This window comes from Arthrobacter sp. LFS091 (genome assembly GCF_047977885.1).
Classification (GTDB): domain Bacteria; phylum Actinomycetota; class Actinomycetes; order Actinomycetales; family Micrococcaceae; genus Arthrobacter.
Genome location: NZ_JBFPFP010000007.1, coordinates 37889 through 54061, shown reverse-complemented (window position 1 = coordinate 54061; position 16173 = coordinate 37889). Strand labels below are relative to the sequence as shown.

Genomic DNA, 16173 nt, shown 5'->3' with positions numbered 1-16173 from the left:
AGGTCCTCGATGTTAGGTAGAGTGGGCCCGGGGGTGCTTTATCTATTCGATGGAGTTTCTATGGAATTCGATGCTCATGCTGCTGATCGCCTGATCGCCGCATGTCGTGACGCCGCGCGTACGTTGCAGGATCAACGTGGCGGACGGGAATCGGCCTCGACTGCTGCTCTCACGGAATTTCGGGGCGTGTTCGCAGACTACTTCCGGGAAAACGTTGCCTCTGAAAGGGCGGCCCGGTCGGAGCTGGTCCATATGTTGGAAGATGTTGCCCGTCAGGTCCAGGACGCGAAGAACGCGGCCGAGGTTGAGCAGCGTCGCTTGGATGACTTGACCGAGTGGGCGCTGGCCTCCGGCTGGGCCCGTGCTGGCGGCGGTTTTGGGGTGGATGTAGGGCCCCGCCCGTCGACGGCGGAGACTGACCGTCCGGTGGTGAGCGTGGAGACGGCCCGGCAAGGGTTGCGTGTCTGGGCGAGCGGAAGCACTGCTGGGGCGAGTTCCGCTGATCCGGGCACCTTGGACACAGCAGTGTCGACCTTCAGGATCCACGACGACTCAGACCGAGCTTCCGCTGACAAAGTCAGTGCAGCTGTGTCCGATTTCGAGGAGAAGTGCTCCTGGGTGCACTCTGACCTCCACGCTGTCCGAGGCGGGCTACGACGGTTCCTCGAAGACAACCATCAGGACGCGAGCCGGCTTTCCGATATCGCGTCCACGTTCCGCGCTGCCGGTGGCAACGGAGACGTCGGCCAGATAACGGTATCGAACGGCCTGCTGGTGCTTACCACGGCACCGATGTCGTTGTCGGGCGCGGCGCTGCTGAGCTACTTGTCCAGTGCCACCGAGGCGGACGTGAAAGCGTTGGCCACAATGCCTGGATGGCAGCATACGCTGCAAGGCCTGGACGCGTCGAAAATCGGGACTTGGTGGGCGGGCATGAACCCTCCGGCCGGCACCGTCACGGGCGTGCCCGGGTTTTCGCGGGTGCAGGAGTTGCTGTTGGCTGCTGCTCCGGCCGTGTTCGGCGCTTTGGACGGGATGCCCGCACTGGCCAGGGTCCGCGCGAACCAGTTGAACGCGCCAAGCCTGCTTCGCGCGGCGGAGAAAGACCTGGAAACAACCCGGAAGTTGTCCGAGGTCGGGCAAAGCCACCACGACCCGAACCGAACAAAAATGCTCGAAAATGAGGTGGCGTACCTGAATCAGGTGAAGGCCGGGGAGGTACAGCTTTACCTCTATGACCGGGACCGGTCCAGGATTGTGGAAATGATCGGCACTCCGGGCTCCGACACACGGCATGTGATCACCTACGTTCCGGGCACCTTCACCGGGATGGACATCTTTTACACAGGCGGTGTACAGCAGGTCTCGAAGTACCTCGGTGGCGCCGTGCCGGGGACGGTGGCTTTCGTCTATAAGGATGGGCGGTTCCCAGGGGAGGAGAACACCGCCGGCGGTCCCAACTTGGCGAGAATCGGGGAGGCGAACGATGAGAACCTGGCACGCACGTCCGGTCAGCAACTGGCATCGTTCGAGGCCGGGATGCGCACTGATCCCTACCTGAACGGTGCCGAACAAACCGGCATCGGGCACAGCTGGGGCCTGGCAAACCTCACCAGCTCCGAAGTTGCCGGAGCCCGATACGACAAGGTGATCTCTCTCGCTGGGGCAGGCATGCTCCCGGACTGGAAACCACAGCCAACCACGCAATATTCGAACCTGTACTACTATGATCTGCTCATCCATGGCCAGGGAGTTATCAACCCCGTCACGAAAAAAGGGGGTGGTGTGGGAGGGAAACAATCCGATTCATCGCGATGAGTTTGAACAGCACTACTACCGCGGCCCCCACGACGACCAACTTAGGGCAATCACCACTGTCGAAGAAGGGAACATCCTCATGGAAAACCACAACCTCATTGCCTCAAACAGTAAAAACAACCGGAGGGTTTTGGATGAAGTTTCTGAGGTGCTGAAACGATGAAAATTTCCAACTTCGCAGCCTACATCGCCGCGATCGTGACCATTGGTGGCGTCTCAAGCTGCGCAACTTCGGACATTCCAAGAGAGGAACATAACGTGGTTACGCAAGTGACGTGGCAGGAAGCTAAAGCAAACACAGAAAAGGAAGCGCTGGAGATAGCCGCGTTGATCCCAAAGGACAAGATTACTTCCATAGTCCAGAAAGAGACGGGCGTTCTCCTATCCTGCAGCAAGACAGAACACAACTGGAACGGTTCGACTTCGATCACGCTGGCTGAGGGAAGCGAAGCTGAATCTGTCGTGAAAGAACTTGAGACGGCTGCACGGGCACACTTCACGGATCATCGTTTTGAGGTCTCAAGCGACCGGACCATACAAGGCACCTTTCGTGTTGAGATAAGCGATCCGGCCACCTCGGAAATGTATCTCATCAGGGAGGACGATCCCGGCGTCATTCGCATTGCATCAGGTTCGCCTTGCTTCACATTGCCCGAGGGTACCTACCCGGGTGGGGATTTCTAAATGCTTTTGAGCAACCGTGATCTCATCGCCTTCAACAGTGAAGACAACGAGCATGCGCTCACCGACATGCTGGGAATTGTGGCTAGGTGAGGGCGCGACACAGCGCTATGGCGTTGTTGCTGTTGGCGGGTGCGGTGGTGCTGGCCGGTTGTGCCGGAAGCCCCGGAGGGACTCACATCGAACCAGCAGCGCCCACCGCAACAGAGGCACGGGAAGCAAGCATGGAAGCTGAACTAGCCTGGCAGGAGGTGAAAGCCCAGACCCAAGCGATGGAACTGGAAATCGCCGCCCTGATCCCAAAAGACGCTGTTATCTCGATCGATCAGAAGAAGAAGGGCATGCTTCTGTCCTGCAACAGCACCCACCACAAGTGGAAAGGTTCGACTACCATCACTTTCGTTGAAGGAACCAACATCGAGCCGATCGTGAAGGACATCGAAGCCCACTACCGGACGAAAGGAACGAAAGTATCCGCCGACAGGAATGTCGACGAAGACTATCGGATCCAAATCGATCTGGGAGCCGGGGAGAACTACATCGTCGCAGAAGGTTTGGCCCCCAACGAAATCCGTATTGCATCAGGATCTGCGTGCTTCACCTTGGCCGAGGGCATCTACCCAGGCGGGTTTTCTAGATCCCATGAACAATCACAACCTCATTGCCTCAACAACGAGGACAACGTGCAAGTACTCAGAGTCATGCTTGGAATTGTGGCTCGATGAGGGCGCGACACTGCGCCATGGCGTTGTTGCTCGTGGCAGGTTCGATCGGGCTCGCCGCTTGTGCTGGAAACCCCAACACGGGTTCAATCCAGTCGACCGTGCCAACGCCTACTGAAACACAAGAGGAACCGGTGAAAGCTGAACTGACCTGGCAGGCGGCGAAAGCCCAAACCCAAGCAATGGAACTGGAGATCGCCGGCCTAATCCCGAAAGACAAAGTCGCTTCCGTCTTTCAGAAGGAGACCGGCGTACTCCTGTCGTGCAACAAGACCGATCACAACTGGAACGGTTGGATAGATATTGCGCTGACGGCCGACGCCAACGTGGTGGAAGTTATTAAAAGCCTTGAACTGCACTACAGCGGGGGCAGCTTTGAGGTGACAACCCGGAAGGGAATTGATGGCGACTATCAAGTGCATTTGCTTGGGACCGCTCCCGGTGAAGGATATCTTATCGGTAGAGGCCTAACCCCAAATGTGATTCGCATTGATTCCGGTTCGCCGTGCTTCACCTTACCCGAGGGCATCTACCCGGGCGGGGATTTTTAGATCCTCATGAGTAACCAGAACCTCCTAGCCTCGTACAGCGAGGACAACGTACGGGAGCCCAAGTGCATGCTGGGAAGTGCGATTCGATGAGGATTCGGAGCGGCGCCGTGGCGTTGATGCTGGTCGTATCAATCGGACTTGCCGGTTGCGCCGGAAACCCAAGCGTGAGTTCGACGGAGTCAACCGTGCCAACTGCCACTGATACACAGGAGGAACCGTTGATAACCGAACTGACTTGGCAGGAAGCGAAGGCCAAAGCCCAAGCCATGGAACTAGAGATCGCCGCCCTGATCCCAAAAGACACGGTTGTCTCGATCGATCAAAAGAAGAAGGGCGTGCTGCTGTCCTGCAACAAGACACAGCACAAGTGGAAGGGCTCCACGACCATCACGGTAAAGGACGGAACCAAAATTGAGTCAATCGTGAAGGACATCGAAGCCCACTACCGGGCGAATGGACTCAAGGTGTCAGCCGATACGGATGTAGACGGAAAGCTACTGGTCCAATTCGATCCACCTGCTCCTGGGGAGAATTACCTCGTCGGTGGAGGCGTAAAACCTGGTGAGATTTGGATCGATTCGGGTTCGCCATGCTTCACATTGCCCGAGGGTACCTACCCGGGTGGGGATTTCTAGATGCTTTTGAGCAACCGTGATCTCATCGCCTCCAACAGTGAAGACAACGAGCATGCGCTCAACGACATGCCGGGAGTTGTGGCTCGATGAGGGCGCGTCGCGGTGCCATGGCTTCGTTGCTGCTGGTGGGTGCGATGGTTCTGGCAGGCTGTTCCGGAAGCCCCGGAGGGACACACATCGAACCACCAGTACCCACCGCAACAAAGAGGCCAGGTGAACCGATAAAAGCTGAACTGACGTGGCAGGAAGCGAAAGCCAAGGCCCATGCAATGGAACTGGAGATCGCCGCCCTGATCCCAAAAGATGCTGTTGTCTCGACTGATCAGAAGAAGGAGGGCATGCTTCTGTCGTGCAACAAAACCGAGCACAACTGGAAGGGTCTCACGACCATCACCGTTGCCGAAGGAACCAAAATCGAGCCCATGGTGAGAGCCATCGAGGCCCACTACCGGGCGAAAGGAACCAAAGTATCCGCCGATTGGAATCCAAGCGGAAACTACCGAATCCAGATCGACCTGCCTGCGCCTGGGGAGAACTACATCGTCTCTGAAGGATTGGCCCCAAACCAGATTGACATCGATTCGGGCTCGCCGTGCTTCACTTTGCCCGAGGGCATCTACCCGGGCGGGGACTTCTAAACCAGAGCTCATGAGAGTGGTTCGGCGTTTTCACGTTGCCTCCACAATCGTCAAGCAGCCCGGCGATAATGCATGGCCACCGCCCCGTTACTGAGCGGCTCGGCCGAGATCAGCTCAAGATGCCGGGTGCTGGGCAGGCCGCCTTGGTACAGGGTGGGGCCGTGTCCGGTGATCATGGGGTGGATGAGAAATTTGTACTCGTCGATCAAGCCCAGCCGGTCCAGCTCTGTTGCTAGTTTCCCGCTGCCAACAAGTACCCCCTTCGGAGTCCTGTCCTTGAGTTCCTGAACGGCCGTACCCAGTTCGCCGACCAGCCGATGACTGTTGGTCCAGGGGAAGTCGCTCCGCGTTGTGGAAACGACGTACTTAGGTTTATCCTCCAAGGTAATCGCCCACTCACGAAGGGCTGGCGGCGCTTCGACCTCGCCCCGGGCGACCAAGGGCCAGTACTCCTCCATCATTTCGTAGGTGGTGCGTCCCCAGAGCATCGCACCGCTCTGATCCAGGAGGCGTGTGAAGTGGGCGTGGGTCTCATCATCTGCGATCCCCTCCCGGTGGTCGACGCAGCCATCCAGAGTGACGTTGATGCTGAACGTGAGAAGGCCCATTCGCCGATTCTAGGCCGTTGCCGGCGTTAGCGCAGCGGGATTGCCGCAGTAGTGCGCTTATTCTTGCATTGCAAAGACCGATACCCTCCAGGGGTATAGTGTCGCGTATGGACCGCAAAGGAGGAGTGCGCGTGAGCGGGTCATCGTCGCGGGTTTCATCGCCCCTTCTCAGACGAGGATCGCTCTTGATGCTCGTGGCTGCCATCATTGCGGGCTTGTTCGGAATGCATGTGATTAGCGGATCCCATGGGGAACATTCCGTCACGCCAACAGCCACTGACGCGATCACCCTTCACGGGCAGGGCGCTTCACATCATGTGCACGACACTTCGCAACCCCTCCCTGCCGGTCATCCTGCGGAAGCGGAACAGTGTACGTCCGGAAGCTGTTCCTGCGCCGAGGCGGTAGGTGCTACCTGCACACCGTCGCTAAAAACCGGTTCCTTGGTTGCGCCGCTCCCAGCCAGCGCGGCTACCTACACTCTCACTGCCACCGGGTACCAAGATCCATTGCCATCCTGGTCCTACCGACCAGACCAGCCCACGCCCGGGCAACTCAGCATCAGCAGGACGTAAGCACTGGTAGGGGCCGCCAACATGCGGGCCCTTCGCCACACCCCGGACCCCTATGGCTCCGGGTGCCCAACTGCTTACCCTTGGCGGCAGACGATGGTGCCGCCTGAATTGGCAAAGGACCAATCACTGATGAAGAAAACACGCTACATTGTCACGGGAACCGCTTTGGCAACCCTGCTCGCACTGGCCGGCTGCGGATCCAATTCCGGCTCGGGCTCGATGCCGGGCATGGATCACGGCACCTCCAGTGCATCGGCAAACCCGTCGGCGGGCAGCACGGATCCGGTCCACAACGCGGCGGATACGATGTTCGCGCAGATGATGATTCCCCATCATGCCCAAGCCGTGGAAATGTCCGACACGATGCTGTCCAAGCGTGACATCCCGGCGGCCATAACGGAGCTGGCAACCAGGATCAGGGCCGCACAGGCCCCTGAAATCGAGAAAATGACCGGGTGGCTTGCAAGCTGGAATGAATCGGCCACCATGGCAGCCGGTGATCACAGCTCCCACAGCATGGACGGCATGATGAGCGACGCTGACCTGCAAAAACTCGAAGCGGCACAAGGCGCAGAAGCTGCCAAACTCTTCCTGACACAGATGATCGCGCATCACGAAGGTGCCGTGACCATGGCCAAAACCGAAACGAGCCAGGGTCAGAATCCTGAGGCCGTCCAGCTCAGCAAGGATATTGTGGCCTCGCAGGAAGAGGAGATCCAGGAAATGAAGGATCTCTTGGCTGGACTCTAGCCTCACGCCAACGTAACGCAAGGGCCCGACGGCGGTAGGTCGCCGTCGGGCCCTTGCGTTCAGGTCGGGCGCGCCGACCAAAGGAACCCTAGCGGGAACTGCCCGCCAGCAAGCCCCTGCGCTGCAGGAGGCGCTTCTCGATCGGCCCGAACACCAAAAGCTCAATCAGGATGCCCACGAACAGAATGAGCAGGATCGCGGACATCACGATGGTCATATCGGAGAGCAACCGGCCCTGATCCAACAGTGAGCCCAGCCCGAAACCAATGGTGCCGCCCACCGCGATGATCTCGGCGGCCATGAGGGAGCGCCAGGAGAAAGCCCAGCCCTGCTTCAGACCACTGATGTAGCCGGGAAGGGCCGCGGGCAAGACAATCTGCAACGCCATCTGGAGCCGGTTGGCGCCAAGCACCGTTCCGACGCTCCGGTACTGGGGCGGGATCTGGTCCACACCGGAGATGAGGCCGTTGATGATGGACGGGATGGCACCCATGAACACCACGAAGTAGACGGTGGCATCGGTCAGGCCGAACCAGATGATGGCAGCAGGAACCCATGCCACGGACGGGAGCACCTGCAGCCCGGAAATCAGCGGTCCAAACGCCCGGCGCAAAGGAGCAACCTGGGCGAGCAAAAGACCAACGGGCGTCGCGATGACCACCGAGATCAGGAAGCCGATGACACCACGCTGCAGCGAAGTCCACACCGCTTCCTGGACTTTGCCTTCTCCCCACATCGTCACGAACTGGGTGAGTACGTCAAGGGGCCCGGGCACGAGGTCGCGCCGCTTGAACTCCAAGGAAACGTAGAGCTGCCACGCAAGGATCAGTACCAACAACGCGGCGACGGGCAGCAGCACCCGCTTCCACTCGATGCCCCGCTTTCGGCCATTGTCCGACTGCAGATTGTCCAGGCCGGCTTCAAGGTCGCGGAGCTCCGAGGCGTTGCCTTTCAGCAGCGGCGAAGTGATGTGCTCTTTGGATTCGGTCACGGGAAGGGTCCGCTCTTCGGTGGTGAGGGGGTTACTTGGCATGGCGGCGGATCTCCTCGCGAAGGCGGCGGGTAATTACTCCGGTCAGTTCCCCAGCGCGACCGGCATCGGTACGGTGTTCCTCGGTGACCTCCCACTCGGCCACCACACGGCCGGGGCGGGAGGACAAAAGCAGCACGCGCTGGCCCAGTCGCACGGCTTCGCGGACGTTGTGCGTCACGAACACGATGGTCCGGCCGGTTTCCTTCCAGATCCGCTCGAGCTCATCATGCAGGAGGTCGCGAGTGATGGCGTCCAGCGCAGCAAAGGGCTCGTCCATCAGCAGCAACTGCCGGTCCTGGGCCAGTGAACGGGCCAACGCCACGCGCTGCCTCATGCCACCGGAAAGTTCGTGGGGTCGCTTATCGCCGGCGCCGCCCAGGTGAACCAGGTCGAGCAGCTCCGTGGCGCGGGCACGCCGGCTCGCCTTGGTGCTGGACTTGTCGGCCAGTTGCAGCGCGAGTTCGATGTTGCCGCGGGCGGTCAACCACGGAAAGAGGGACGCGTCCTGGAACATGAAGGCGGCGCCGTCGCTGGGGACTTCAAGGGCGCCCGACGTCGGTTTTTCCAGTCCCGCCATGATGTTCAGCAGGGTGGACTTGCCGCAGCCGGACGCACCGAGGAGGGCCACGAACTCGCCTTGGGCGATGGTGGCGTTGACGTCGTCCAGCACCGGGGCGCCGTCGCCGAAGCGCTTGCCCAGGTTCTCGAGTACGACTGGCATGGTCCCGTCCTTCATGTTGATTGGTAGAGCTGATGTGGCTGAAGGCCGGCCCGCTTCCCGCCCAAGGGGAGGAAAGCGGACCAGCCTGTTAATGCTTAGTCCTGGCCGAGACCTGCAGCCGAGGTCTTCTTGCCTTCAACCTCGTTCAAGGTGCGGAGGTCGAAGATGCCGTTGATGTCGGCCTGCTTTGTGGTTCCGGCCTTCACGCCGTCATCCAGGAGCTTTTTGTACGTTCCGGCCAGCGGGTCGGTGGTGAACTTGATGTTCTGCAGCGCCCGCTCAATCACGTTGGCCGGAAGCGGTTTGCCGGCCGTGTCCTTCAGGACAGCGTTGATGGTGGTTGCCTTGTCTGCCGCTGAGGCGGAGTTGAGCCAGTTCACGGATTCCACGTGGCCCTTGAGCAGTGCCTTCACAGTTTCAGGGTGTTCTGCAGCGAACTTCTTGTTCACGATCAGGATGGTCGTGGTGAAGTCGCCCTTCTCCCACAGGTCCTTTTCGTCAACGAGGACCTTCGCTCCGGCTTCGAGGACCAAGCGGGACGCCCACGGTTCAGGCAACCACGCGCCGTCGAGCTTTCCGTCCTGGAAGAGCTTCAGCGACTGGGCGTTTTCGGTGGGGTTGATGTTCACATCACCGCTGCCGTCAACGTTGGTCTTGAAACCCTGCGCGCCCAGCCAGGCGCGGAGTGCTACGTCCTGCGTGCCGCCGAGCTGCGGCGAGCTGAGGATTTTGCCCTTGAGGTCGGCAGCGGAGTTGATCTCCGGCTTGACCACCAGCTGGGCACCGCCGGAAGCCGCACCGGCGATGATGCTGATGGACTCGCCGTTGCTCTTGACGAAGGAGTTGATGGCCGGGTTCGGGCCGATGTACGTGGCGTCGATGGCGCCGGCGTTCAGGGCTTCGATAGCGGCGGGACCGGCGTTGAAGACCTGGGTGCTGAGCTTGGTTTCACCAAGTTCCTTGGCGATGATGCCCTTGCTGATTCCTACCAGGGCCGGACCGTGGGTGACGTTGCTGAAGTAGCCGAGCTTGAGTTCGGCGGCGGGCGTCGTGGCGGGGGCCGGGGCGGCTTGGTTGTTGTTCTGCGAAACAGCGGAAGCAACTGCGGCACCTGCGCCGATGAGCAGCACCAGGCCGACGGCCAGTGCGATCTCAACGGTGCGGCGGCGCTTGGGCTTGGCGGTCTCACCCGCGACGATGCGGGTGGTACCGGTGTTGGGTGACTCGGGGTTGTTCGACATGAGGGGTCCTTCGGAGATTTGGGATGCGAGTGGGGCGAAGATCAGGCCCCGTGACATCGCCCGTCGAGGGCAAGCAAGGACCATTCCGGAGAGGTCATGCCTTCACAGTAGGGACTGTCATATTTCGGCTTCAATCCCGTAGAAATCAAGGTTCACGCAGGTTCACGTGGCGTCATATTGGCCACGAGGCCTTCAATGTCACGCGGAGTTGTGCGGCAGCATCCACCTATGAGACGGGCTCCCCTGTCGTGCCAATCTGCAGCGGCGCCGGCCAGGGTTCCGCTCCCCTGAACACCCACAGCCGGACCCCATGTTTTGGTCACGGCGTCGTAGGTCTCCCCCGAATTCGGGTAGGCCACCAGGGGTTTGTCGCTCACAGCCTGGAGGGACTCCAGTGCTGGTGTCACCAACTCCAACGGCACGCAATTAACCCCGACGGCGGCGACCCGCGGTTCGGCGCGGAGCAGCGCGGCCACGTCTTCAATAGGCGTTCCGTCGCTGATGTGGCCGCTGTCCCGCAGCGTAAACGTGAACCAGGATTCGACGTCGAACTCCGCCACGAGCGCCAACAGCGCCTCAGCTTCGGCAAACGACGGAAGCGTTTCGCAGGCCAGGAAGTCCGCGCCTGCCTCCACGAGGGCGGCGATGCGGGGGCGGTGGAAGTCCCGGAATTCCGCGGCTGAAAGCGTGTAATCGCCGCGGTACTCCGAGCCATCGGCAAGGTACGCGCCGTAGGGGCCAACAGATCCGGCCACCAGCAGCGGACGGGATCCGGGGTTGGCTGCCAGGTATTCCTGACGGGCTTCGTCGGCCAGCCGGACACTCAACGCCACCAGCTCCAACGATTCCTCCACGGACAGCCCACGCCGCGCAAAGCCCTGCGGAGTGGCCTGGTAGCTGGCTGTAATGGCCACGGACGCACCGGCGTCGAAATAGTCGCGGTGGACCTGCTTGATCAGGTACGGCTGTTCCAGCAGGACCTTGGCGGACCACAAGGCGTCTTCCAGGTCGCAGCCGTGGGCTTCCAATTCCGTGGCTAAGGCGCCGTCCAGGACCAGGTCCTTGCCGGCGGCTAAATACGTGCTGAGCGTGGTGTTCTGTGGCATGGGTCCTTCCCCAAAAAGAAAACCGCAGCTTGTTCGAAGATCCCGCCGTACAGCGTGAGGAGTCGCGAACAAGCTGCGGTTTTGTGACTACGTGTGACCCTAGATGACGTAACGTTCGTCCTCGTGGTCGCCCGGGTGGTCCTTGACCAAGCCCGCGGCAAGGGTGTTGCCGTCGATGGGATCGATCACCAGGAACGCGCCCGTGCGGCGGTGGTGCAGGTAGTTCTCCAACGGCAGCGGAGCAGAGAGCCGGAGCTGTGCGTGTCCGATGTCGTTAAGCTCCAAGTTGGACGCCGGCTCCACGTTGAACGTGGCCAGGTCCAGCTTGCCGGTGACGTTGCGGACCAGTGCCTGAACCGTGCGCGTGCCGTGCTTCACCAGGACCTTCTGGCCTTCGCGGAGCGGTTTCGGCGAGAGCCAAGCCAGCGACGCGTACAGGTCGGCCGTGCTTTCGCGGACGGTGCCAGCGGCGGCGATGGTGTCGCCGCGGGCGATGTCGATCTCGTCAGCCAGACGGACAGCCACCGACTGCGGAGCGGCAGCTTCCTCCAGCGACTGGCCGGCAAAGTCGATGCCAACCACCGTGGTGGTACGCGGTTCGTGACCGGGGCTGATGACGGACACTTCGTCGCCAACCTTCACGGAGCCCTCGGTGATCTGGCCAGCGTAGGCACGGTAATCGCGGTATGCCTCCACATCGAGCCCGGCAGCGACAGCATCCGGAGCCAGGGCACCTTGCGGGCGAATCACCAGCTGGACCGGGAAGCGGAAGCTCTCCAGCTCGGCCTCGAGTTCGTCAGCGGCCGGGAGGGTTTCGAGGACCTCCAACAGCGCCGGACCGGTGTACCAAGGGGTGCGGTCGGAGCGGTCCACCACGTTGTCGCCATCCAATGCGGACACAGGGACCACCAGCAGGTCCGCAACGCCGTCCGAACCCAAACCGAGCTCACGCGCCACTTTCTGCACATCAGCTTCGATGTCTCGGAACACCTGCTCGCTGAAATCGACCAGGTCGATCTTGTTGACGGCCACGATCACGTGGGCAACCCGCAGCAACTGCAGCACGGACAGGTGACGGCGCGTCTGCTCCAGGACACCCTTGCGGGCGTCAATAAGTACGACGACGGCATCCGCAGTGGACGCGCCGGTCACCGTGTTCTTGGTGTACTGAACGTGGCCGGGGCAGTCCGCCAGGATGAAGCTGCGGCGGTCGGTGGCGAAGTAGCGGTAAGCCACGTCGATGGTGATGCCCTGTTCACGCTCGGCGCGCAGGCCGTCGGTCAGGAGGGCGAGGTCGATCCCGCCCTTTTCACCGCCGAAGCCGCGGTCCGCGGAGGTGCGGGCAACGGCGTCGAGCGTGTCAGCAAGAATCGCCTTCGAATCGTGAAGGAGGCGGCCCACCAAAGTGGACTTTCCGTCGTCGACCGATCCGGCAGTAGCGAAACGGAACAGAGTAGTGGGCAGGGCTGTGTCCAGCCCGGCAGCCAATGTTTCGGTGCTCATTTAGAAGTAGCCGTCCTTCTTGCGGTCTTCCATGGCTGCCTCGGAGATGCGATCATCTGCTCGGGTGGCGCCACGTTCGGTCAGGGTGGAGGCGGCGACTTCAACAACGACGTCGGCCACGGTGCGGGCATCGGACTCGACAGCACCGGTGCAGGACATGTCCCCCACCGTGCGGTAGCGGACCAGCTTGGTGATGACTTCCTCGTGCGGCAGCGGCTGGGAAACCTCGCCCACTGCACGCCACATGCCATCGCGGGCAAAGACCTCGCGGTCGTGGGCGTAGTACAGGCTGGGGAGCTCGATGTTCTCGCGCTCGATGTACCGCCAGATGTCCAGCTCGGTCCAGTTGCTGATGGGGAACGCACGGACGTGCTGGCCCACCGTGTGGCGGCCGTTGTACAGGTTCCACAGCTCGGGACGCTGGTTGCGCGGGTCCCACTGGCCGAACTCGTCGCGGAGGCTCAGGATGCGCTCCTTGGCGCGGGCCTTGTCCTCGTCGCGGCGGCCGCCACCGAAAACGGCGTCGAACTTGTTGCGCTGGATCGCGTCCAACAGCGGAACGGTCTGCAACGGGTTACGGGTGCCATCGGCACGCTCAGCAAGCTCACCGCGGTCGATGAACTCCTGCACCGAGCCCACAACCAGCTTCAGGCCCAGTCGCTCCACCGTACGGTCGCGGAAGTCGATGACCTCTGGGAAGTTGTGGCCCGTGTCCACGTGCAGCACAGGGAAGGGAACCTTGCCAGGCCAGAACGCTTTGGTGGCCAGGTGCAACATCACCACGGAGTCCTTGCCGCCGGAGAACAGCAACGCAGGCTTCTCGAACTCGGCAACAACTTCGCGAATGATGTGAATGGCCTCGGACTCGAGGGTGTCCAGCGACGAAAGGCGAGTCGATTCCAGAGCCGAAGCAGCGGATGCCGCCCCGGGAGTGGCATCGGGCCTGTCGTAGCTGGACGCAATGCTGCTTGCAGCATTGCCGTCCAGCGAAGGGGCGGGGGCGGCATCTGCTGCGTAGGCTTCCGTCGTCGTACTGAAGTTGCTCATGTGTGTAGTCCGCATTCTGTCTTGTCGGATCCTGCCCAGCGGCCGGCGCGGGGGTCTTCTCCCGGGGCAACCTGGCGTGTGCAGGGCTGGCAGCCGATGGACGGGTAACCCTGGCTCAGGAGGGGGTTGACGGGAAGGATGTTGTCTTCGGAGTACTCGATCAGCTGATCGAAGGTCCAGTCGACCATCGGGTTCACCTTGACCAGCCCGAAGCCTTCATCCCAGGTGATGATCGGCGTGTTGGTGCGGGTGGGTGCCTCGTCGCGACGGACACCGGTGAACCAGACCTCGTAGCCGGCCAGGGAGCGGCGCAACGGCTGGACCTTGCGGAGGGCGCAGCACTGGGCGGGGTCGCGGGCGAACAGGTCCTTGCCGAGCAGTCGGTCCTGCTGTTCCACGGTGGTTTCCGGGAGGACGTCCACAACGTTGACGCGCAGGTTCGCGGCAACTTCGTTGCGGGTGTCGTACGTTTCCTTGAAGTGGTAGCCGGTCTCCAGGAACAAGACGTCGACGCCGGGAAGCTGGTCCGCCACCAAAGCCGGCAGCACGGCGTCGGCCATGGAGCAGGCCACCGTCACCGCGGGCAGTTCGAAGTTGCGGGCCACCCAGGCGATCGCTTCGGTGGCGCTGGCGTTCCAACCCAGCTCAGCGGCACCGGCTTCAGCCAGGGCCTTGAGTTCCTCGTTGGAGCGCTTGAGTGCTACAGCTACGGTCACTGTAAGTCTCCTTCATCTGCGGTGTGTGCCCACTCAGCGAAGGTCTGGCCCTCGGCTCCGACGGCGACAAACTTACGGACCACACGCTCCACGTAATCGGGCAGGTCTTCCACCGTGACCTTGAGGCCGCGGACGGTACGTCCCAGGCCGGCTTCTTCGCGCTCGTTGTTGGCCAGCCCGCCACCGAGGTGGACCTGGAAACCCGGAGTGGGGTCGCCGTCGGGCGTTGGCAGCATCATGCCCTTCAGGCCGATATCGGCCGTCTGGATGCGTGCGCAGGAGTTGGGGCAACCGTTGATGTGGAGGGACAGTGCCGACGGCAGCTGCTTGGTCTCCACGAGGTCGGCCAAGCGGCGTTCCAACTCAGCGATGGCCGTTGCTGCGGTGACCTTGGTTTCCACGATGGCCAGCTTGCAGAACTCAATGCCCGTGCAGGCAATGGTGCCGCGGCGGAATACGGACGGCCGGGCGGAGAGGCCCAGGGTGTCCAGTTCGGCGATCAGGGGTTCCACCTGTTCCTTGGCAACGTCCAGGATCACCAGCTTCTGGTGAGGAGTAGTGCGCAGCCGGTAGGAACCGTGCTTCTCCAACGTGTCGGCCAAGGTGACCAGTGCTTCGCCGGACGTGCGGCCCACAGTGGGTGTGACGCCGATGAAGAACTTGCCGTCCTTCTGCTCGTGGACGCCGATGTGGTCACCGGGAGCGGTGGGCTTGGGAGCGGCGGGGCCGTCCGGGAGCTTGAAGCCGAGGTATTCGTCTTCAAGGATCTGGCGGAACTTGGCCGGACCCCAGTCGTTCATGAGGAATTTCAGGCGGGCCTTGGTACGCATGCGGCGGTAACCGTAGTCGCGGAAGATGCTGGTGACTCCCAGCCATACTTCAGCGGCAACATCGGCGGAGACGAACACACCCAGGCGTTCGGCCAGGCGCGGGTTGGTGGACAGGCCACCGCCCACCCAGAGGTCGTAGCCGGCACCAAGCTCAGGGTGGACAACGCCAACCAGGGCGAAGTCGTTGATCTCGTGCACCACGTCCTGGGAGGGGTGGCCGGTGATGGCGGTCTTGTACTTGCGGGGCAGGTTGGCCAGCTCCGGGTCGCCAATGAAACGCTCGGCGAGCTCGTGGATCAGCGGTGTGGGGTCGATGATCTCATCCTTGGCGATGCCGGCGACCGGGGAGCCCAGGATGACACGGGGAACGTCGCCGCAGGCCTCGGTGGTGGACAGGCCGATACCTTCAAGGCGACGCCAGATCTCCGGAACATCCTCAACGCGGATCCAGTGCAGCTGGATGTTCTGGCGGTCCGTCAGGTCGGCGGAGCCCCGGGCGAAGTCAACGGAGATTTGGCCGATGACGCGCAGCTGCTCGGTGGTCAGCGCTCCACCGTCGATGCGCACGCGCAGCATGAAGTACTTGTCTTCGAGCTCGTGCGGTTCAAGCGTTGCCGTCTTGCCGCCGTCGATCCCGGGTTTGCGCTGCGTGTAGAGGCCCCACCAACGGAAACGGCCGTGAAGGTCGGTGCCGTCGATCGAGTCGAAGCCTTCTTTTGAGTAGACAGACTCAATGCGCTCACGGACGTTCAGCCCGTTGTCTTCCTGCTTCCAGGTTTCGTTGGCGTTGAGCGGGGCAGTGCCGTCAACTTTCCACTGGCCGTGGGGCTTGGCGGCAGGGCGGGTGCGCGCCGGGCGCTTGGCGGTCTCCGCGGACGCGCCGGCTACAGCTGTATCTGTCATATATCGAGGGTAGGTCTGGCCAGATTTAGCCAGCAAAGGTCTGGAAATGTTGAGTCACCTAGGGAAACATTTCGTCACGAACACGCCAGTGGCCT

16 protein-coding genes are annotated in these 16173 nt (G+C 61.7%); 7 read left to right on the top strand and 9 right to left on the bottom strand.

Annotation, left to right across the window (positions count from 1 at the left end; translation table 11 throughout):
* The first annotated feature begins 60 nt into the window (after nt 1-60).
* From ACNQOP_RS14125 to ACNQOP_RS14100, 6 genes are all read left to right on the top strand, one after another.
* Nucleotides 61-1818 carry a hypothetical protein gene (locus ACNQOP_RS14125; RefSeq protein ID WP_416404867.1) on the top strand — a complete coding sequence of 586 codons (1758 nt, stop codon included), beginning with the start codon at nt 61-63 and terminating at the stop codon, nt 1816-1818.
* 159 nt (nt 1819-1977) lie between these two features.
* Nucleotides 1978-2502 carry a hypothetical protein gene (locus tag ACNQOP_RS14120; protein ID WP_416404866.1) on the top strand — a complete coding sequence of 175 codons (525 nt, stop codon included), beginning with the start codon at nt 1978-1980 and terminating at the stop codon, nt 2500-2502.
* Between the two features lie 107 nt (nt 2503-2609).
* Entirely contained in the window at nt 2610-3224 is a 615-nt protein-coding gene (locus ACNQOP_RS14115; RefSeq protein WP_416404865.1) for a hypothetical protein, read from the top strand.
* Nucleotides 3225-3241: 17 nt separating this feature from the next.
* Nucleotides 3242-3772: a hypothetical protein gene (locus tag ACNQOP_RS14110; protein WP_416404864.1), complete on the top strand. Its 531-nt coding sequence runs from the start codon at nt 3242-3244 to the stop codon at nt 3770-3772.
* A gap of 185 nt (nt 3773-3957) precedes the next feature.
* On the top strand, nt 3958-4407 hold the full coding sequence (locus tag ACNQOP_RS14105; RefSeq protein WP_416404863.1) for a hypothetical protein: 450 nt from the start codon (nt 3958-3960) through the stop codon (nt 4405-4407).
* A 107-nt stretch (nt 4408-4514) separates the two neighbouring features.
* Entirely contained in the window at nt 4515-5045 is a 531-nt protein-coding gene (locus tag ACNQOP_RS14100; RefSeq protein ID WP_416404862.1) for a hypothetical protein, read from the top strand.
* A gap of 50 nt (nt 5046-5095) precedes the next feature.
* Here the strand turns inward: ACNQOP_RS14100 and ACNQOP_RS14095 are convergent, their stop codons facing one another.
* Complete coding sequence (locus ACNQOP_RS14095; protein ID WP_416404861.1) at nt 5096-5653, bottom strand: dihydrofolate reductase family protein; 558 nt, start codon at nt 5651-5653, stop codon at nt 5096-5098.
* 704 nt (nt 5654-6357) lie between these two features.
* On the opposite strand from ACNQOP_RS14095, the gene ACNQOP_RS14090 reads away from it, so the two are divergent.
* The gene (locus tag ACNQOP_RS14090; protein WP_416404860.1) at nt 6358-6978 is read left to right on the top strand and encodes a DUF305 domain-containing protein; all 621 of its coding nucleotides are present in this window, start codon (nt 6358-6360) and stop codon (nt 6976-6978) included.
* Between the two features lie 88 nt (nt 6979-7066).
* Here the strand turns inward: ACNQOP_RS14090 and ACNQOP_RS14085 are convergent, their stop codons facing one another.
* The 8 genes from ACNQOP_RS14085 to ACNQOP_RS14050 form a co-directional block, all read right to left on the bottom strand.
* A complete protein-coding gene (locus ACNQOP_RS14085; protein WP_416404859.1) occupies nt 7067-8011 on the bottom strand; it encodes an ABC transporter permease in 945 nt (314 codons plus the stop codon).
* Nucleotides 8001-8732 (bottom strand): ABC transporter ATP-binding protein, encoded by a 732-nt coding sequence (locus tag ACNQOP_RS14080; protein ID WP_211712002.1) that lies wholly within the window; start codon nt 8730-8732, stop codon nt 8001-8003. The genes ACNQOP_RS14085 and ACNQOP_RS14080 overlap by 11 nt, the downstream gene beginning before the upstream one ends.
* Before the next feature lie 95 nt (nt 8733-8827).
* Nucleotides 8828-9973: an ABC transporter substrate-binding protein gene (locus ACNQOP_RS14075; RefSeq protein ID WP_257370652.1), complete on the bottom strand. Its 1146-nt coding sequence runs from the start codon at nt 9971-9973 to the stop codon at nt 8828-8830.
* A 152-nt stretch (nt 9974-10125) separates the two neighbouring features.
* A complete protein-coding gene (gene mmuM / locus ACNQOP_RS14070) occupies nt 10126-11079 on the bottom strand; it encodes a homocysteine S-methyltransferase (RefSeq protein ID WP_416404858.1) in 954 nt (317 codons plus the stop codon).
* 99 nt (nt 11080-11178) lie between these two features.
* Nucleotides 11179-12582, bottom strand: a complete 1404-nt coding sequence (locus ACNQOP_RS14065; RefSeq protein WP_416404857.1) for a sulfate adenylyltransferase subunit 1 — start codon at nt 12580-12582, stop codon at nt 11179-11181.
* On the bottom strand, nt 12583-13629 hold the full coding sequence (gene cysD / locus ACNQOP_RS14060) for a sulfate adenylyltransferase subunit CysD (protein ID WP_416404856.1): 1047 nt from the start codon (nt 13627-13629) through the stop codon (nt 12583-12585).
* A complete protein-coding gene (locus ACNQOP_RS14055) occupies nt 13626-14345 on the bottom strand; it encodes a phosphoadenylyl-sulfate reductase (RefSeq protein ID WP_416404855.1) in 720 nt (239 codons plus the stop codon). Before ACNQOP_RS14055 ends, cysD begins: the two co-directional genes overlap by 4 nt.
* The gene (locus ACNQOP_RS14050; RefSeq protein WP_416404854.1) at nt 14342-16078 is read right to left on the bottom strand and encodes a nitrite/sulfite reductase; all 1737 of its coding nucleotides are present in this window, start codon (nt 16076-16078) and stop codon (nt 14342-14344) included. Before ACNQOP_RS14050 ends, ACNQOP_RS14055 begins: the two co-directional genes overlap by 4 nt.
* Nucleotides 16079-16173: the final 95 nt, after the last annotated feature.